General features: G+C 74.3%; 11 protein-coding genes. 4 read left to right on the top strand and 7 right to left on the bottom strand.

All coding sequences use genetic code 11. The annotated features are described in order from the left end of the window. The first annotated feature begins 434 nt into the window (after positions 1-434). Complete coding sequence (locus tag ABD330_RS28110) at positions 435-1,082, top strand: DUF433 domain-containing protein (protein WP_344468816.1); 648 nt, start codon at positions 435-437, stop codon at positions 1,080-1,082. Then, positions 1,079-1,540: a DUF5615 family PIN-like protein gene (locus ABD330_RS28105; RefSeq protein WP_344468815.1), complete on the top strand. Its 462-nt coding sequence runs from the start codon at positions 1,079-1,081 to the stop codon at positions 1,538-1,540. The genes ABD330_RS28110 and ABD330_RS28105 overlap by 4 nt, the downstream gene beginning before the upstream one ends. A 68-nt stretch (positions 1,541-1,608) precedes the next feature. On the opposite strand, the gene ABD330_RS28100 is transcribed toward ABD330_RS28105, so the two are convergent. Further along, positions 1,609-1,746 carry a hypothetical protein gene (locus ABD330_RS28100; protein WP_344468814.1) on the bottom strand — a complete coding sequence of 46 codons (138 nt, stop codon included), beginning with the start codon at positions 1,744-1,746 and terminating at the stop codon, positions 1,609-1,611. A gap of 259 nt (positions 1,747-2,005) precedes the next feature. Here ABD330_RS28100 and ABD330_RS28095 point away from each other — a divergent pair, with 259 nt between their 5' ends. Continuing rightward, positions 2,006-3,055 carry a hypothetical protein gene (locus tag ABD330_RS28095; RefSeq protein WP_344468813.1) on the top strand — a complete coding sequence of 350 codons (1,050 nt, stop codon included), beginning with the start codon at positions 2,006-2,008 and terminating at the stop codon, positions 3,053-3,055. Continuing rightward, the gene (locus tag ABD330_RS28090; RefSeq protein ID WP_344468812.1) at positions 3,036-4,337 is read left to right on the top strand and encodes a KamA family radical SAM protein; all 1,302 of its coding nucleotides are present in this window, start codon (positions 3,036-3,038) and stop codon (positions 4,335-4,337) included. The genes ABD330_RS28095 and ABD330_RS28090 overlap by 20 nt, the downstream gene beginning before the upstream one ends. Before the next feature lie 245 nt (positions 4,338-4,582). On the opposite strand, the gene ABD330_RS28085 is transcribed toward ABD330_RS28090, so the two are convergent. From ABD330_RS28085 to ABD330_RS28060, 6 genes are all read right to left on the bottom strand, one after another. Beyond that, positions 4,583-6,019 (bottom strand): MFS transporter, encoded by a 1,437-nt coding sequence (locus tag ABD330_RS28085; RefSeq protein WP_344468811.1) that lies wholly within the window; start codon positions 6,017-6,019, stop codon positions 4,583-4,585. A 162-nt stretch (positions 6,020-6,181) separates the two neighbouring features. Then, positions 6,182-8,053, bottom strand: coding sequence for a hypothetical protein (locus tag ABD330_RS28080; RefSeq protein ID WP_344468810.1), 1,872 nt, complete (start codon positions 8,051-8,053; stop codon positions 6,182-6,184). Then, positions 8,050-11,625 carry a vWA domain-containing protein gene (locus tag ABD330_RS28075; protein ID WP_425555663.1) on the bottom strand — a complete coding sequence of 1,192 codons (3,576 nt, stop codon included), beginning with the start codon at positions 11,623-11,625 and terminating at the stop codon, positions 8,050-8,052. The genes ABD330_RS28080 and ABD330_RS28075 overlap by 4 nt, the downstream gene beginning before the upstream one ends. A 5-nt stretch (positions 11,626-11,630) precedes the next feature. Further along, positions 11,631-12,785 (bottom strand): AAA family ATPase, encoded by a 1,155-nt coding sequence (locus tag ABD330_RS28070; RefSeq protein WP_344468809.1) that lies wholly within the window; start codon positions 12,783-12,785, stop codon positions 11,631-11,633. Beyond that, complete coding sequence (locus ABD330_RS28065) at positions 12,782-17,938, bottom strand: hypothetical protein (RefSeq protein ID WP_344468808.1); 5,157 nt, start codon at positions 17,936-17,938, stop codon at positions 12,782-12,784. The genes ABD330_RS28070 and ABD330_RS28065 overlap by 4 nt, the downstream gene beginning before the upstream one ends. Further along, entirely contained in the window at positions 17,935-18,789 is an 855-nt protein-coding gene (locus ABD330_RS28060) for a DUF4132 domain-containing protein (RefSeq protein ID WP_344468807.1), read from the bottom strand. Before ABD330_RS28060 ends, ABD330_RS28065 begins: the two co-directional genes overlap by 4 nt. Positions 18,790-19,232: the final 443 nt, after the last annotated feature.

Below are 19,232 nucleotides of genomic sequence, written 5' to 3'. Positions count from 1 at the left end.
GCCTTCGGCCGGGAGGTGCCCCCACGGTGCGTGCTCTCGGCGTGCCGGGCGGAAGTCCTCGTACTGGACGTACTTGGGCTTTCGCCCGGTGCGGCGAATGGGGGCACCCCCGGCCGAAGGCTGGGGGAGCATGCCAGGCGTCGCGCCGCAGACGGGGGTTTGACGACAGGCCCTAGGACAGGTGGTCATAGGTGTACGCGTCATGGAACCTGAGGTCTTCGGCCCGCCGCCAGATCTTCTGACCCTCGTTCCACTGGTGGATGGGGAGGATCACCGTGCATCAGACGCATGGCACCGCCCCTACGCGGCGCCGCACCAGCGATCTGATCTGCAGCAAGTCGCTGAACCGGGTGAAATCGTGGCGGCCAGGCCACCCCTGCGGGACCATGAAGTACGGTTCGATCGACTGACGTATGAGCTAGGGAGGTGCCGCATTGTCGTATGAGCCGAAGCTTGCTGCCGCGCTGTCCGGCGCCACTCTGCGCCAGTTGTCACACTGGCGCAGGTCCACAGCTGTGCGCGGAGCCGTGCTGGTCCCGGAGCTATCGGCTTCTCGACCGATCCTCTACTCCTTCCGAGACGTCGTGGCCCTCCGCGCGTGTGTCCATTGGCGCCAGGACACCTCGCTCCAGAAGATCCGGCGTGCGCTGGACACCTTGCGCGACGATCTCAACGAACACGAGCACCTGTCGCGCTACCGGCTAGTGGCCAGCGCCGACACCATCTACCTTGCTGCGCCGGATCACGCTGTGGACCTGGTACAGAAACGCGGCAACCTGGTCATCCACGAGATGGTCGACGTGCTGGCGCCGTTCTATCGCAATGGCCGCCAGATCCCGAACCTCCTGCACCCCCGCGAGCATCTGTCGGTGGATCCGCTGGTTCGTGGCGGCGAGCCCGTGATCGAGGGAACGCGTATCCCTGCTGCGGAGGTCGCCGCCCTGCTGCAGGACGGCGTCCCACCGGAGTCGATCAGGGACTTCTACCCTGGCGTCACCGCGGCAGCTGCCCGCGATGCTGCTGACTTCACCGCCTACGTGGACAGTTACTCGGATGAAGGATTCCGGCAGGCTGCCTCTTGAAAATCCTGCTCGACGAGAACGTCCCCGTGCCGCTGGCTTACATGGCTCGATTGCTCCTGAAACAGCACGAACTCCATCACGTCGCTGAAATCGACGGTTGGGCCGGCACCAAAGACACCGACTTGTATGCACGAGCCGCCGCAGCCGGCTTCCAGGTTGTCATCACCAATGACACCAAGCAGATGGCTCGCCCGCTGGAGGTCGCCGCGATTGCCGCATCAGGGCTGCACCGAGTCGAGTACCGACACAATCACAAGCACGGCGGCCTCGTGGGGCTGGGCACTGCAGTAGCCACGGTGTGCGCCGGACTTCCACACGCGCTGAGGGAGCTGGAGCAGGCAGCAAGCCAACTGCTGATCTCGCTGACGTCGATCGACCCCTCGCACCAGAGTCGACTTCGAATCGTGGACCCTACGGCAAGCCCGCCCAAGCACTGGCCTGCACCTGGAGACTCCTGACAGTCTTTCAGTGATAAAAAATCTGTCCACCACTGACCGAGAGGCCGGCGGTGGACAGATGGTGATACTCAGTCGGTATGGCCCTGGGTAACCACAAATTCTGTTCCATCGAGCGCCGTACCGCTGCGGAACTCAGCCCACTTGGCCACTAGGTCCGGCTGTTGGTCGATCTTGTCCAGCAAGTCAGCGATCTCGCCCAGACGCATACTCCCCGACCCTACGCGTCCACACCGGAGAGTGAGAGTTCCGGCAACTCGCGGTGACGCCGCCTCCGCTCCCGATGCTGCTGTCATGCCGCCGGCCCTGAGCCCGGCGGCATGACCCTACGACTGCGCGGGTACCTCGATTCGTACAGGCGTGCCCGATCCACGGGGGTGGATCCCAGGCGGCAGGCTGACTCGTTTTTTTTGGGGGGGTCGAGTGTTCGGGGATGGCAGTGTTCGCCGTCGAGTACTCCTGTTATGTGTGGTGCTCGCCGTGTGCGTGGGGCTGTGCCTCTGGTTCGCTCGCGGCCTGCCGGATTTCCGGCAGAACCTGCTGGTCAACCTGGCACCGGAAATCCTCACCACGATGATCACCCTTCTGATCATCCAGCCGTTCCTCACTAGGCTGGAGGAGGAACGGGTCCGTGAGCACCTCCGCCTCGACTATCCCTCCTTCTGTGAGAAGGTCGCTCAGAGCAGCGACATCGTGGAGGTGCTCGACACCTTCTCCTACCTGTTCTCCGGGCGGGCCTCCGAACGCTTCGCCGAGGCCGCCCGCAGTGCGGTCAGCCGGGGGGCCACCGTTCGCATCATGCTGCTGGACCCGGACACCCTGGCGGCCCAGCAGCGCTCCCACGAACTCAGCGCCGATGTCCGCCATGAGGTCATGCGGAACCTGCGTGACCTGAGGCACCTGGAGGCACAACTGCCGCGCGAGCGAAGGGGGCAGCTGCAAGTGCGTGTTTACGCGTCAGCGCCGTCCATTCAGCTGTACCGCGCCGGCGAACGCATGATGGTGAGCTTCTACCCCGTGGACCGGATCTCAGGTGAGGGGCAGCAGTTGGAGGTTCGCGTCACCACGCCGCTGGGTTCCTTCGTCTCCGAGCGCTTCGCCGAACTGTGGAGCAGTGGCCGTTCCGCCAACGAGCTGCTGACGCTGCACGTGCAGGTGCTCGAAGAGTATGACGGTCAGGTGGCCGGGGAGCCGATGCGGTTGGAATACATCCGGCAGGATGGTGGCCTGTACGTCTGCGACCAGCGCGTGGTGGTGGAGCTTGCCAGGCGGCGTGACCGCCCGGTGCGGGTGCGGTTGGACGGACGAGCAGACCAGGTGTTCGAGCTGGAAATGATCGAGGAGTCCGAGGAAGGACTGCTTCGTCGGCTCTCGACCGCCTACTCGGAGAAGTACGGCACGGACGCCGATGTGTTCGTGCGCCTGAGGCCGTTGCACCATGGCATCATTGACGTGGCGTCGGATGACCTGCCGTCGCCTGGCGCCACGGAGGTCGGGAGTGACAGCGGAGAGCAGTGATCGGCGGCCGGTTTTCCGCGCTCTCGCTCTGCCCCATCTCGACACGCTGCTGTCACGCGTCGGCCTCGGTGAGCAGGATCGTCTGCGAGCACGCGCTGTCGCCGAGGTGCTGCCGTTCCGAACCAATTCCTACGTGGTCGACGAGCTGATCAACTGGGACGCGGCGCCCGACGACCCGATCTACCGACTCGTCTTTCCACAGTCCGACATGTTGCCGAAGGCCGATGTCGACCGCATCGTAGCGCTACTCGCGCAGGGCGCTCCGCCTGCGCCCCTGCGGGCGGCGGTGCGCGAGATCCGGATGCGGTTGAACCCGCACCCCAGCGGGCAACGGGAGTTGAACACCCCTCTGTTGGACGGTCTCCCGGTTGACGGCATGCAACACAAGTATCCGGAGACGGTGCTGTTCTTTCCGCGTCAAGGCCAGACCTGTCACGCGTACTGCACCTACTGCTTCCGTTGGCCGCAGTTCGTCGGTGAGCCCGACATGCGGATGGCGAGTGGTGACGCGACGGCGCTCCGCGAGTACGTACTCGCGCATCCCGAGGTCACCAGCGTGCTCATCACCGGCGGCGACCCCCTGATTATGAGCAGTGCGGTGCTGGCACGGTACGTCGAGCCGCTGCTGGACATCCCCCACCTGGAATCGGTGCGGATCGGCACCAAGGCGCTGTCTTACTGGCCGCACCGGGTGCTCACCGACCCCGACGCCGACGACTTGTTGCGTCTGTTCGAGCGAGTGGTGCACAGCGGTCGAAATCTTGCGCTGATGGGCCACTACTCGCATCCGCAGGAGTTGGGTACGGCGGCTGCGGAACATGCGCTGCGGCGGGTGCAGGCGACCGGAGCAGTCGTGCGCTGCCAAGCGCCGGTGATCCGAGGAGTCAACGACAAGGTGCGGGACTGGGCCGACCTGTGGCGGAAGCTGGTCGCCCTCGGTGCTGTCCCCTACTACATGTTCGTCGAGCGCGACACCGGGCCCCAGGACTACTTCGCGGTTCCTCTGGCGCGCGCGTACGAGATCTTCCGCGATGCTTACGCCCAGGTCTCCGGCCTGGCCCGAACGGTGCGCGGGCCGATCATGTCAGCCACCCCGGGCAAGGTCCAGGTGGACGGGGTCACCGAGGTTGGCGGCCAGCGCGCCTTCGTCCTGCACTACGTACAGGCCCGTGACCCGGAGTTGGTCGGTCGGCCCTTCTTCGCGGCCTACGACCCCGATGCGCGTTGGTTGAGCGACCTCAAGCCGCTGGCAGGAGACGGGGCGCTGCTTGGCGTTGACTGAAGCCAAGCACCAGCCGGAGGCCGGGGCGACCGAACTGGTAGTCCTCCGTCTTCAAGCGGGGAACCACTGAAGCCACGTCGCGGCGGTGAGCGATTTCTGCGGACCGCTCGGGCATCCGAGGAGCGAGGGCAGCGGCGGATCGGCGTGCGATGGGTGAACAAGGCGTGACCGAGGTCACGAGCGTGCCGGGGCGGATCCGCTCGGTGGCGCAGGCCCAGCCTTCGGCGTCGGCACAGCCCCGGACATCAGTGATCTGACGATCCGTCCGACGCCGGGGCGGCCTCCCTGATCCACAGGAACGAGGCCGTGGCTGCCGTGACCAACAGCCCGCCGGCCGCCGCCGCCGAGAGTCGCAGGCCGGTCGACAGGCCGAAACCGGTGGTCGAGATCAGCAGGCCGAAGAGGGTGACGCCGAGCGCGCCGCCTGCCTGCCGGCATGAGCTGAGCAGGCCCGACACCACGCCCGCTCGTTCGGCGGGCACCGATTCGAGCAGCGCCGTCATCATCGGCGGGGAGGCGAGACCGCCGCCGATGCCGATCGGGAGCGTGGCCACTATCAGGAGCCAGGTCGGTCCGTGCGAGCCGGTGGCCAGGATCCCCAGGAAGCCGCAGGCGGAGAGGAGTTGCGCGCCCGCCATGGGGTAGCGCGATCCGACCAGCCGGGTGAGCCTGCCCGCCAGGATGTTCGAGACCAGGACGAGGGCCGTCATCGGCAGGAACGAGAGCCCGGTCCTGATCGGGGACCAGCCGCGGTCCTGCTGGAAGACGAGCGAGAAGACGAACAGGATGCCGTAGAAGGAGAAGTTCAGCGCGAACCCGGTCGCCAGGCAGGAGACGAACACCCGCGACCGCAGTTCCCGCAGGTCGACCATGGGGGAACGGACGGTCGACTCGACCCGCAGGAACCAGAGCAGCGCGGCGACCGAGACGAGCAGCGGAACGAGCACCATGGGCGACCGTACGCCCCTGGGGGCGATCTCGATCACGGCGAAGGTGAACCCGGTGAGCGCGACGACGGCCGAGACCTGCCCGGCCAGGTCGAAGGAGGTGCGCCGCGGGACCGAGCGGGGGGCCCGGGAGAGGCCGGCCACGGTGAGCAGGCCGAACGGGACGTTGACGAAGAAGATGGCCTGCCAGCCGAGCAGCGAGGTCAGGAACCCGCCGGCGATCGGGCCTGCGGACAGGGCCGCGCCGCCGCCCGCCGCCCAGAGCGCGAGCGCTCTGGTACGCGCCGCCGGGTCCGGCAGCAGTTGGCGCAGCAGGGCGAGGGAGGAGGGCAGCACGGCGGCGGCGGCCGCGCCCTGGACGACCCGGGCGGCGACCAGCAGTGCGACGTCGGGGGCGAACCCGCAGGCGGCCGAGGAGACCGCGAAGGCCAGCAGGCCGTAGCCGAACAGCCGGGTGGCGCCGATGCGGTCGGAGATCGTGCCACCCGACAGCAGCAGCCCGGCGAAGGCGAGGGTGTAGGCGGCCACCACCCACTGGAGATCGGACAGGCTCGCGTGCAACCGAAGGCCGATGGCCGGCAGCGCCACGTTCACGATCGTCGCGTCCAGGTTGATCAGGAAGAAGCCCAGGCAGGACGCCAGGATGACGGCTCCGGTCCGGTTCGCCGCGCCCGGCCCCGGCTCCGCGGCCTCGGGCGGTGCGGCTGCCTTCCGGCCGAGGGACACACTGGTCATCTTCGATTCAACCCTTCGTTGTCGGCCCCGACGGTATCGGGGATCGCAATGCGGATGACCTGATGGGTCGCCAACAAGGCGTGGGCCGCGGGGGTACCCCCGGCGGGGCACCCGTGCGGCCGGGAGCCCGACGAATCGGCCGGAAGGGCACTGGTACCGGGGTCAGTCCTGGCCGTGCCAGGCCGTGGTGCAGAGGGCGGCGGCCAGTTCCTCCTGGTAGGTGGCTGCCGCGAGCCAGGTGAGGGCGAAGGGCAGGTGGTCGTCGGTGCGGAGGCGGCCGAAGACGTCGCGTTCCTGGCCGGCCGCCGTGGAGCGGAGGGCGGCGAGGAGCCGGGCGGCCGTGGCGAGGCCGGCCGTTCGCAGCTGACCGGCCTCGGCGGCACCGGAGCCGAGGTCGGCCGCCAGGGCCGGGCGGCCGGTGGTGACGACCTGTTCCAGGCGGCGGGTGAGCAGGTGGACGGGTGGTCTGGGCGCCCGGGGGCCGGGGGTGAGGGGTGGCCGGTGGGCGGGCTCGGGTGGGAGGTCCGCGCGTTGCAGGTGCTCCAGGCCGAGGCTGATCCGGCCCTGGCGGTCGGCCGCCAGGCGGAGTGCCGGCTGCCCCTCCCCCGGCGCGGGACCGGCCGCCAGCAGGCGGATCCCGGGGTGGGCCGCGCGTTCCAGGCGGCCGATGACACGCAGCCGCAGGCCGGGCACCGAGGCCAGCAGGGCCAGGTCGGATCCGTGGCCGAGCCGGGGGTCGTCGTGGGCCGGGAGCAGCGCCACCGTCAGCCCGGCGCAGTCGGCGAGCAGGTGCGGGACGGGTGAGCCGGGGAGCTGGCCGGCGCCGAGGACGGCCACGTCCAGGAAGAGCAGGTCCGACCCGGCGGGGCGCAGCTCGTACGGCGTCCGCTCGGCCGTCAGCGCGCGCTCGACCTGGGCGGCGGGCGGCTCCTCCCACAGCCCGGCGACCGGCGGCTGGTGCCAGTCGGCCCCGGCGGCGCGGACCGCGCGGACCCGGCTGCCCGCGCCGAGTCGGCCGGTGGCCGTCCGGGTGGCGCCCTGGACGACCAGGCCGGACCGGGTGAGTTCGCGGTGCGAGAGCGCGGCGTCGCCGAGCCGGACGGGACGCGCGGCGGCTGCCCGGGCGAGCCCGGCGGCCTCGGCCGGGCCGGTGTGCTGGGTGATGTCGGCGACGGTGGCGAGCCCGCCGTCGGCGTCCACCACCCAGGCCAGCACCCCGGCGTGGGTGGCGGTGACCACGGGTTCGGCGAACAGGCCGTACAGGCGCAGCCCGCCGGCCTCCCGGTACGGCTGGCGCGGGGTGCCGCGCAGCTCGGTGCCCGGCGCGGCGGTGGTGAGCAGCGCGGTGGTGACGTCGAGCAGTTCGCGGAAGGCGGTGGCCAGGTCGGCCAGGCGGTGGTCGGGTGCGGCGGCGCGGGCGGCGCGCAGCCGGGTGACGACGGCGACGGCCAGCGCGGCCGGGCGGTGCAGGCCGAGCAGCCGGGCCTGGTGGGCCGTGCGCAGCAGTTCGGCCTGGGTGACCGCGCCGGCCCCGCTCACCCCGGCGGCGAGGGCTTCGGCGGCGGACCGCCGGAGGCGTTCGGCCGCCTCGGTCTCGGCGGGGGTGAGCGGAGCGGTCTCGCAGGCCCCTGAGGCCTCGGGGGGCTGGGCAGCGGGGGCAGCGGGCTCCACTTCGGGCTCGGCTTCGGGCTCGGGCTCGGGCTCAGCTTCCGCTTCGGCTTCCGCTTCGGCGAGGCGGGCGACGGAGACGGCGGCCGCGCGGTGCAGGCAGGCGGGCGCCAGCAGGCAGCCGCAGCGGACGTCGGCGGATGTCCGGACCACGCCGCCCGGGGCGTGCAGGACCAGCTCGGCCTCCTCGTCGACCTGGACGCGCCAGTCGTCGCCCGTCCGCTCGGCGGGGCGGTCGGCGAGCTTGGCGGCCGCGCCGTCCAGGCGTTTGCGCAGCCGTGGCGACAGCGCCGACACCACCTCGGCGACCACCTCGGGCCGGACGGCGGGCCAGTCGGCCGCAGGGCTCGTACCGGAGTCTGTCAACGGATCTTCTCCCCCACCCAGCGGGCCAGTTCCAACGGGCTCAGCGCCGCCACCGGCATGCCTGCCGCGACCAGTTGTCCGGCGACGGCCTTGGAGTAGCGGGCCTTGCCGGTGTCGTCCAGGGCGGCGCAGCCGAGCAGGTGGCAGCCGGCGCCGAGCAGCGCCCGGGTCTCGCCGAGCAGCCCGCCCAGCGGGTAGCCCTCCTCGAAGTCGCTGACCACCGCGATCAGGGTGCGGGACGGCACGGTGACCAGCTCGCGGGCGTGCCGCAGGCCCGCCGCGATGTGGGTGCCGCCGCCGACCCGGACCTCCAGCAGCAGCCCGAGCGGGTCGTCCACCCGGCCGCTGAGGTCGGCCACCTCGGTGGAGAACGCCACGAAGTGGGTGGTCAGGGCGGGCACCCCGGCCAGGATCGCGGCCGTCAGGGCGGCCCAGACGGTGGAGGCCTCCATCGAGCCGGACACGTCGACCACCAGGATCAGCCGCCAGTCGTTGGCGCGGGCGGCCCGGCTCCGGAAGACCGGGCGCTCGGGCACCACGACGGTGGCGCCGTCCGCGCCGGGCCGGGCGGTGGCCAGGTTGGCCCGGATCGTCCGGGCCAGGTCGAGACGGCCGCCGGGACGGCGGCTGGGCCGGGGCAGGGTGAGGCCGGTCAGGGCGGGGCGCAGGGCGGTGGCGAGCTCCCGGGACAGCTCGTCCACCAGCCGCCGGACGAGCGGCCGGAGGGCGGAGAGCCGGCTCTCGGGCAGGCCCCCGGCGTGTTGCAGCACGGTGCGGAGCAGGTCGACGGAGGGGCGGGCGGCCGCCGGGTCGAGCGTCTCCAGCACGTCGGTGCGGCCGGTGGCGGCCGCCGCCGCGAGCACCTCCTCGCGGATGCCGGGCCCGAACAGGGCCGCCAGCTCGGCGGACCACTCCCGCGCACCCGGGTACGGCGCTTCGCGCCCGCCGCGGCCGCCGCCGGTCAGGTCGGGGCCGGAGCCCTCGCCCCGGCCGGTGCCGTACAGCTCGTCGAGCGCGGTGGCGAGCCGGGCGGCGCGCCCGGTGAGGCCGGGGCCGTTGCCGGAGCGTCCGAGCACCAGCCGCCAGCGGTCGGCGGCGGGGAAGACCTGCGACGTGGGCGCCGGGGTCTGCGCCGAGCCGCCGGCCTGCTCGGCCTCCACCGTGTTCGCGCCCGGGCCAGGTTCCGGTTCCGGCGGCAGCAGGCCCTTCGCGGCGAGGAGTTGACCGACCGTCAGATCTGCCCTGGCCCAGGCGGCGAGGGCGGCCGGGTCGAACGCGGCCGGAAGGACGTCGACCCGGGCGCCGAGCCGCTCCTCGACCAGGCCGAGCAGCCGGTCGCGGGCGGCCGGGCTGAGCGTGTCGAAGCCGCCGCGCAGTGCGGGCAGCCGGTCCAGGAAGGCGTCGTCGGGCAGGCGGTCGATCCGCTCCAGCAGCGGGTCGAGGGTGGTCGGCGCGGCGGCGAGCAGCCCCTCGGCCGCCGTGAGCAGGCCCGTCAGGCTCCGGGTGAGCGCCGTACGGCTGTCGGGGGCGGTGGCACCGTCCACCCAGGAGGCGACCCGGCCGCCGAACTCGGCGGGATCCTGGTGGCCGAGCAGCACCCGGACGGCTCCGGCCGCGCCCTTGACCAGCGGCGATCCCTGGTCGGCGAGGCGGTGCAGGAGGTCGCCGAGCCGCAGGCCGCCGAAGGTGTCGGCCCGGCGGGCGAACTCCACCAGGGCGCGGGCGTCGGCCGGGTCGTCGGAGCCGGCCAGCCCCTCCAGCCCCCGGACGGCGGCCGTGGTGAGCAGCTCGGCGGCCTCGGCGGCCGGCCCGAGCAGACCGGCCACGGTCTCCGGGCCGGCCAGGTGGCCGGCCGTCAGCCGGTCGAGCAGCGCCAGCCCGTCCAGCAGTTCGGGGAGGGCGGCCACCGCCGGGACCTCCTCGGTGAGCTGGCCGAGCCGGGCGGCGGCCAGCTCCGGCAGGGCGCACCCGGCGGCTTCGGCCAGGCCGTCGACGACCTGTCGGGCGGTCGAGCCGCCGGCCTCCCGTTCGCGGCCGAGCCGCTCGCGGAGGGTGCCCTCCGCGGCCTGGCCCGGCGTCACACCGCGGACGCCGGAGACGGTGAGCATGGCTGCCACGGCGGGTGTCCACGCCACCCGCCAGCGCGAGCCGAGCGGGTCGGTGCCGCCCGCGCCGGTGCTGCCGAGCTGCTCGCCGTACGGGACGCCGCAGACCGCCAGCCGGCGCAGCAGCAGCTCGCGGCGGGCGTCCAGTGCGGAGCGGAGCGGGTCGAGCCGCAGCTCGCGCGGGGACGGTTCGGCCGCGTCCGCCGGGCCCGGCAGGCCGAGTTCGGCGAGCCGGGCCTCGACGGCCGGGCCGAGGCCGCTGCGCGGGGCGGCCGGGGTGGGGCTGCCCGTGCGGGTGCCGACCAGTACCCGTTCGAGGGCGTGCGCCACGGCCCGGCCGCGACCGAGCGGCTCGCCCTGGGCGAGCACGCTCTGGACGGCCTCGACGAGCTCGCCCCGGCCCGGCGCGGGCAGCCCGCGCAGCCGGGCCAGATCGCCGGCCACCCGGACGATCTCCCGGGCGTCGGCGGGCCCGGAGGGGTGGCCCTGGCCGCGCAGCGCCCCGCAGATCCGGACGGCGGTGCGGGTGAGTCCGGCGGCCAGGCGCTCCGGGTCCCCGGCGGCGGTCAGCACGGTGTGCTGCCACTCCGGGTCACGGATGCCGGCCGGGTAGCCGGAGCGGGCGTCCAGCAGGCGGTAGGTGTACGGGATCAGCGAGACCACCTGGTGCGGCGGGTCGGTGGGCTCGACGGGCCGGGCCGGGTGGTCCGGGCAGTCCTGGCGGTCCTGGCGGTCCTGGCGGTCCGGCTGTTCCGGTTCCGGCCCATCGAGCAGGGCCGGGGCGTGGAAGGCGCCGATGACGGCGGCGACCCGGCGGCCGCCCGCCGAGGCGTCCCGGATCCGGGCCCGCATCCAGGCCTCCCGGCGCAGGTCGTACGGGTCGGCCTCGGCGCCGGCGTCCCGCCGCAGGGCCCAACCGACCAGCAGCGCGGCGCGGCGCACCTGCTCGGGTGTGCAGCCGGGGGCGGGGGCCTCGACCAGGCGGTCCCAGAGGTCCTCGTCCGGGCGGCCGGTGAGCCGGCGGCGGAGTGCGTCGGCCAGCCCGGGCGCCCGCTCGCCGGAGTGCCCTCCGTCCCGCGCGTACGTCCCGCGCTCGGCCAGCGGCAGGTCGCAGGCGAGGACCGGCACGCCGTGCCGGGCCGCCCAGCGCAGGGCGGCCAGCTCCGGGGAGAAGTCCGCGAACGGGTAGAACGCGGGGCCCGCGCCCTCCTCCCCGGTGGCGGCGGCCAGTGCCACCGGGGCCGTGGTGCGCTCGTCCGCCAGCAGGGCCAGCCAGGGCTGGAACTCCGCGGGCAGCTCGACCAGCAGCGTGTCCGGCCGGGCCGCGTCGAGCAGCGCGGGCAGCACCGCCGCGAGCGAGGGCGCGTGGTGGCGTACGCCGATCAGGTAGGGCCCGGGGGTGGCGGTGCCGGAGGAGGCCAGGGCCTCGGCCTCGGCCTCGACCAGCGGGCGGGCGTCGGTGGTCACGTCGGTCAGCCCTCCAGTGCCGGGCGCAGGTCCCACAGGGTGCGCCAGGTGGTGGCGCCCTGCTCGGCGCGGCGGCGGACCGGGCCGTCCCAGTAGCCGAGCAGCCGGGCGGCGTCGGCGGGGTCGTCCTTGCGGACCACGCCGACCAGCTGGCCGGGCAGGCGGCCCAGGATGTCGCCGTCGCCGTCCAGGTAGGCGGCCGTGACGCCGAGCGCGGTGGCCACCGAGACGGCCTCGGCGGTGCTCATCACGGTGGACGGGCGCTCGACGTCCCAGCCTTCGACGGACCGCCCGGTGCGCAGGTCGCGGAAGGCCGTCACCAGCGCCTCCAGCACGGTGTCGTCGACCGCGAACGGCGCTCCGGCGCGGGCGACCGCGACGGTGGACTGCCGCCGGACCAGCTCGACCTCGGCCGCGAGGTCGCCGATCGGGCCGACGGTCTCGAAGTTGAAGCGCCGCTTGAGCGCGGCGGACATCTCCGAGACGCCCTTGTCCCGCAGGTTCGCGGTGGCGATCAGGGTGAAGCCGGGGACGGCGTGCAGCTGGCCGTCCGCGCTGCCGGCCAGCTCGGGCACGGCGATCCGCCGGTCGGAGAGCAGCGAGACCAGCGCGTCCTGCACCTCGGGCAGGCAGCGGGTGACCTCCTCGACCCGGGCGACCGCGCCGGTGGTCATCGCGGTGAGCACCGGCGAGGGCACCAGGGCCTCCCGGCTGGGGCCCTTGGCGAGCAGCAGGGCGTAGTTCCAGCCGTACTTGAGCTGGTCCTCGGTGGTGCCGGCGGTGCCCTGGACGGTCAGCGCGCTGGTGCCGCAGACGGCGGCCGCGAGCAGTTCGGAGAGCATCGACTTGGCCGTGCCGGGCTCCCCGACCAGCAGCAGTCCGCGCTCGCCCGCGAGGGTCACCACACAGCGCTCGACCAGGGCCCGCTCGCCGACGAACTTGGCCTCGACGGCCAGACTCCTGCGGCCGTGCTTGAGTTTCTCGCCGCCGCTGCCGAGCACGAAGGTCACCACGGCGCGCGGGGTGAGCCGCCAGCCGGGCGGGCGGGGGCCGGAGTCGTAGCCGGCCAGGAACTCCAGTTCGGCGGCGTACCGGTGCTCGGGCAGGACGATCTGACGGTCCGTCGGTTCATTGCTGGTGTCGGTGGTCGCGGTGGTCATCGGCGGCCTCTCTTGCGGTCGTTGGTGCGGAGCTCCTCGTAGCCGGGCAGGTCGCCGTCGGCGATCCGCTGCCAGGCGCGGGCGAACAGCTCGGGGGCGGGCAGCTGCGGCAGGATCACCTGGTCGGCGGGCAGCGGGTACAGTCCGGCCTTCCAGAGCTCGGCCGGCAGGCCGGGCGACTTGGCCTCCTGCCAGCCGCCGGGCAGGAAGAGGGAGCGCCCGGCGCGGGCCCGCTGGGCCGCCAGCACCAGGCCGGTGGCAGCCAGTTCGGCACGGGCGAGCTTCAGCCGGGCCGGCTTCCAGCCCGTCCAGCGGGCGGTGTTGCGGTCCGTCGGGTCGGGGAGGGCGAGCAGCTGGAGGTAGAGGGCGGCGGCGTCCTCGCCGAGCCCGTGCGCCTCGGCCACCTCGGTGACCAGGGCGGGTGCGCTGCGCTGCGGGTCCTGCGCCCAGCCGGCCGCCTCGGCCGTCGACGGGCCGGCGGACGATCCGTGGTCGAGCAGGCGGGTCAGCTCCTCGCCGTGCAGCTCGCGCAGCACGGCGAGGTCCTCGCGGGTGTAGTAGCCGCCGGCCAGGCCGTCCAGCAGGTCGAGCACCGGGTCGTGCGCGCCGGTGAGCGCGGCGGGCCGCAGGTAGGCGGTCTCGGCGTGCCGGCCGGGGGCGAGCACCAGGGCGGAGCCGCAGGCCACCAGGCCGTCGCCGTCGGCGCCGCCCTGCTCGGGCAGCCCGTAGTGGTCCCGCAGTGCGGCGGCCAGGGTCTTCTCCTTGACGGTGGATCCCAGGTCGAGCACCAGCAGCAGCCCCGGATCGGCGATCCGGTGCCGGAGGGCGGCCAGTGCCGTCGGCAGCAGCGGACGCAGGGCGTCCCCGTACGGCAGGTGGTAGGCCAGCCAGCGCAGCGCCCGGACGGCGCCGGCCAGTTGCCGGGCGACCGGGAGTGCGGCCTGGTCCTCGGGGGTCAGCTCCTCACCGTGCTCCGTGGCGCGGACCCGCTGGGTGGTGACGCGGGACAGCCACGGCGTGCTCGCGGGGTTGAGGACCGCCTCGATCGCGTCGACGCCCGCGCCCTTGACGGTGGCCTGGGCCTCGTCGGCGAGGGTCACCAGCCGGCCGCGCCGCTCCAGCCAGCGTTCGGCGGCCGCGCCGACCGCCCGGCCGGTGCGCCACAGATCGGCCGGGTCGGCGGGCAGCAGTGCGGGCAGCACGGCGTCCCGGTCGGACCGGTGGACCCGCAGCCACTGCTGGGCCGCCTTGGCCTGGGTGGACTTCAGCCCGAGGAGAGCGAGCTGCTCGGACGTCAGGAAGTCGCTCGACCAACCGAACAGGTCGGGCGGGGTGGCGAGCAGCAGGGCCGCCCTGGCCCGGCCGATCCCGGTGGCCTCGGCGAACTCCTCGGCCTGCTCGGGCCGCCACTGCGGCGGGCCGTGCTGCTGGAGCAGGGTGGTGAACTCGGCGGTCCAGCGGGCCGGCAGCTCGTCGCGGACCCGCCGCTCGTCCCACACGCCGAACTCGGCTATCCGGCCGAACTCCCCCGAGGGGTCGTGGTCCAGCGCGAGCCAGTGCAGCTCCTGCCCCCGGTAGTGGCGCTCATGGGCCAGTACGACCACGGTGCGGTCGCCGTGGCGCAGCACCCGGCCCGCCCGGTCGGGGCGCTCGGCGAAAGCGGCGTGGCCCTCGGACTTCTCGGTGAGCGTCACCCGGCGGAGCGTGCCGCCCCGGCCGTCGAGCCAACCCCGGGTCAGCTCGGTCAGCAGCAGGGCCAGCGCGGCCCGGGCCGGCTCGCCGGTGACGGGTGAGGCGGCGGCCACGGCGAGCTGCGCCGTCCGGCCGAGCAGGTGGACCCAGCCGTGGTAGCCGCGCCCGCCGTGCAGGTCGAGGGGCTCGGGGTCGGCCGTCCACTCCGCCGGACCGGGCTTCGGCCCGGCGGCCAGCAGGTCGGTGACGGCCCGCAGGTTGCCGAGTTCGTGCCACCGGCCGCCGGAGCCGGTCCAGCTGTTGCCGAAGCCGTCGATGCTGCCGAGAGCGCCTACGACCGCCGCGCGCAGCTGCCCGTCCTGCCCGTGCTCGGGCTGGTAGGCCGCCGGTGCGGTGGCCCGGCCGGACGTGGCGTCGGCCTCGGCCGGCAGCGGCGCGTAGCGGGCGGCGCGGACGGCGGTCTCGGTGGCCAGCCGGGTGAGGCCGGCCACGCCGAGGACCAGCAGCGGGTCGGTCAGCTCCGGCAGCAGCCGGGCCACCGGCTCGGCCGGGAGGAGCCGGCTCGCCCGGCTGCCCGCGACCGGCCGCGGGGTGCCCTGGATCAGCAGCAGTTCGGCGCGGCGCGGCGGGGCCTGGTCCTCGGCGTCCACCGGCCAGCCGGCGTCGATCAGTTCGGCCGCCTGCCGGTCCGTGAGGGCGCGCAGGGCCCGGGAGCCCTGCTCGTCGCGGGGGCGCAGCGCGTGCCAGTGGTCGAGCGGCGGCACCAGGGCCGTCCCGGCGGCGTGCAGTTGGCCGGGCCGGCCGACGGTGAAGTCGGCGAGCACCTCGGTGCGCCCGCCGGTGCCGTCCACCGGTCCGAGCCCCAGGCTGCCGTTCTCCGCGACCAGCATCAGCGCGGCACCGGCGGGCAGCCCGAGCCGGCCCGCCGGGTACCGGCGGTGTCCCCGGCCCGCCGTCGGCAGGCCGAGGCTGTGGCCGTCGGTGCCGTGGAAGGCGACCCGCCCGGCGTCGCAGCGCACCGAGCCGCCGAGCACGGTGCCGTCGGTGCCGAGCGGGGTGTGCTCCAGGCCGGGCTGGAGCGGCAGCAGCCGGGACAGCTCCGGGTGCAGCGTGCCGGCCGGCTGACCACCGGGCTGGGCGGCCGGCTGGGCGGCTGCGGCGAACAGCGGCGGGACCGAGCCGCGCCCGTGCTCGCCGGTCGCCGGGTCGTACTCGACCAGAGCGGCCCGGCCGCCGGCGTGGCGCAGCGTCCAGTACCCGGTGCCGTCGCCGAGCACCGGGCGCTCGGCCGGCATCGCGGTGTCGCCCGCGTGCAGCACCCGGCCGCCGGTGGCCCGGCCGCCGCCGGGCAGCGGCAGCGAGGTCGCGGCGGTGTTGTGCATGCCGTAGTAGCCGCCGGCCAGCCGCTCGCCGGTGAGGGTGAAGACCTCGGTGGGCCGCGCCGACCAGTACGCGCGCTGCCCGCCGTCCTCGTACCAGGCGACCAGCAGCTCGCCGTCGGCGTAGCGCAGCCGGGGGCGGTTCCACTGGTTGAGGCCGGCGGGTGTGCGCAGGTCGTGTTCGAGCAGCACGGCGTCCGGGCCGACCACCACGGCCTTCTGCTGACGTACCAGGATCAGTGCGGGCCAGGCGTCCTCGATCTGCAGGCCGCTCCGGTCGGCCTGCCCGGCGGTCGCGCCGGGCGTGGTGTCCTCGTAGCCGAGCCGGCGCAGCCCCTCCTCCAGGGCGGGCCAGCCGAGTTCGTCCAGGATGCCGCCGCGCAGCGTACGGCCGAGCAGCGCGGCGACGTCCAGCCCGGCGATCCGGGCGGCGGCCTGCGGGTTGGCGAGGGCGAGGGCCTGGCGGACCGGGCCGAGCGTGACCAGCAGGTTGTACGCGCCGGCCAGGCCGCGTGCGGCCAGCAGCTCGTCCGCGCGGTGGTCGGCCCACTCGGCCAGCAGCTCCTGGAGCACCGGGTACCCGGCGAGCCTGCCGCCGAGGGTGTCCGCGTCGGCGGAGCCGAAGACCGGCGGGACGGCGTCGCGCAGGAGGCCGCGGAAGCGCGGGTCGGCGGCGACGGCCGTCAGGTCGCGGCGGCCGGGGCCGCCGTTGGCCAGCCAGCCGGCCAGCTGGAACGACATGGCCGGCGCCGGGTCGGCCACCGGCACCCGCTCGGCGAGCAGCAGGTCGAGCAGGTTGACCGCGGTGGGGTGGTTCTGCGGCAGCTCGACCGGCACCGCCTCGGCGCGCAGCCGCTCCGCCATCCGGGCCGCCAGCCGCAGTGTCGCGTCGCAGCTGGGGCGGCCGTGCCGGCCCCGGTTGAGGTGGGCCGACCAGCGCTGGAGCCAGCGGGTGGCGGGCTCGTCCGCGCGCAGGCCCGGGTCGGTCAGGAGCAGTTCGGCGCCGCTCTCCCGGAGGATCTCCAGCCAGGCCTGGTCGTTGGCGGTGTACTCGGCGCCACCGGACGGCGCGGGCAGGATCTCCAGCAGCCGGGCCCGGACGGCCGCGTCCGCGCGGGCCAGCTCGATCAGCGGGGCCCGCCAGGACGCCCAGACGGCGGCCGGGGTCCGGCCGACGGCGGGCGAGGGCAGCAGCTCGGCGAGCAGCTCCCGTTCCTGCTCGCGCTGGTCGAGCCCGGCGGCCCTGATCAGCGCCCGGGCGTCCTCGGCGATCCCCGCGTAGGGGGCCATCCCGGCGGCGGAGCGCTCGGCGCAGAGCTGGCGGAACCGCTGCCAGGCCGTCCGCGCGTCGAGCCGGGCGCCGAGGTCCTTGACGTACTGCCGCAGTGCCTTGACGGTCAGGGCGCCGGCCAGCGCGAACTCCAGGAAGACGGCGCGCAGCCGCTCCTCGTCGATCTCCAGACCGAAGGTGCGCTCGGCCTCGCGGGCCTTGCCGAAGAAGGTGGCGGCGTACGTCTGGTTGCCGTGGGCGAGGAAGATCCGCCCGACCTGCTCGCAGTAGGTGGGGAGGAAGTGCGGCACCGCGCGGCCCAGCCGGACGGCCAGCGCGTCGAAGCCGTCCTTGGCGTTCCCCGGCTTGGACTTCGCCTGCCGGACGAGCCGCTCCATCTCCTTGACCACGGCCAACGCGTGGTGCCCGTTGGCCGGGTCGTGCACCAGCGCCCAGGCGGGGAAGCCCAGCGCCTCCTGGCGGACCTGGCCGACCTCGGCCGCTGCGGCGCCCGCAGCGCCCTCTCCGCTCTCTGTACCGGCCAGGGCGAGCGGCTCCAGGCCCAGGTACTCCAGCGCGAGGTCCTCGGCCGGGCCGAGCGCGCCCGGCACCAGGCGGACGACGGTGCGCCCGTCCAGCGCCGGGTGCCGGTACGACCGGGCGGTGAGCACGTCCACCGTGCTGTCGGGGCCGCCGGCGTGCGGCAGCGTGCCGACGGGCAGGACGGCTCCGGCGTCGAGCAGGCGCTCGGCGCGCTGCTCGGCGGACTGCCCGTCGGTGGACGGGTCGGCGGTCAACTGGTCGGTCGTCATGCCGACTCCTCCCCTTCGATGGTGCGGCCGGCGTGCAGCGCGGCGGCCATGCGCATGCCCTCGGACCAGGCCACCGGGCCGACCTCGGCGAGCGGCAGCAGTCGGCCGTCCGGCGTGGCCCAGCCGAGCGGGCCGGTCTCGCACTCGTCGTACTCGTAGTAGTCGCCCACCCAGAGGCGGGCCTCCAGCGGACGGCCGTCCTCGACCAGCGAGGTGACGGCGTGGCCGCCCCGGACGCGGTAGCCGAGCCGGGCGCAGCGGCCGAGCAGCTCGCGCAGCTCCTTGTAACGGCCGCCCGCGTAGGTGTCGACCTGGGTGGCCTTCGGGTCGAGGGCGGCCGGGCGGTGCCAGACCTCGCGGTGCAGCTGCTGGAGCTGCTGCGAGACGCCGAGCTCCACGGCGAACTCGCGCAGGTCGTCCAGCTCGTCCAGCAGCGCCGGGTGGGCGATCCGGATCTCGGGGTCGGCCAGGCGCACGGTGTCGCCGTCCAGGTCGACCACGCCGAGGCCGCGCTCCGGGTCGGCCCCGCGCAGGAAACCGGCCACCGAGCCGTCGCCGCCCGTCACCACCAGGTCGCGGAGCACCGCCTGCCACGCCTCGTCGGCCCAGACCGCCGTGATCACCGCGGCGGGTACCGGCAGTGAGCGGACCATCCACCGCTCCACGTCCGCCAGGCACTGCCGCTGGTGCGCGTCCAGCCACTCGGCGAGCCGGCGCAGCCCGGCGACCGCCGGGTCGTCCTTGATCTTCGACGGCACCGTCTTCAGCCGGCGGCCGGCCGCGTTGCGGCACGCGACCTTCCCGTCCGGTTCCAGGGCGACTTCGTAGTCGCCCGCTGCCAGCCACGCCATGACAGGGCCTCCCAGCTGCTGTTCTCTAGCTGCCGAGAAAGTTAGCGGCTCACTCCGACAACCGGTCACCGCCCCCCTTCCCCGCGATGGGCGCCGACTCTGCCGGTCCGAGCCGCTGCGCGCCCGACAGCCGGCACGAACGGGAGCAGACGGCCTGGATGTCGCGGCCCGTGAACCCGCACAACCCGCCCGGGAACGCGGAACCCGCCCGGGAACGCGGAACGGCCCGCCGGCATGCCGGCGGGCCGTTCCAAAAAGTCGAGGTCAGGTCAGGAGGGGTCGGACCCCTGCGTCGCCCCCCGGGATCGCTACGCGACGCCCAGCACGTCCGGGTCGTTCACCGCGTCGATGGTCACACCGTGCCCATGCGCCAGCCAGAGACTGTTGTTGGTGTCCTGACCCTGGAAAGCCAACTCCCACGTACCATCGGCCAACGTCACCAA

Origin of the sequence: Kitasatospora kazusensis (genome assembly GCF_039529945.1) — a bacterium.
GTDB classification, from domain to species: domain Bacteria; phylum Actinomycetota; class Actinomycetes; order Streptomycetales; family Streptomycetaceae; genus Kitasatospora; species Kitasatospora kazusensis.
Note: the sequence above shows the minus strand (reverse complement) of the source record. Positions and strands in the feature narration are given on the sequence as shown.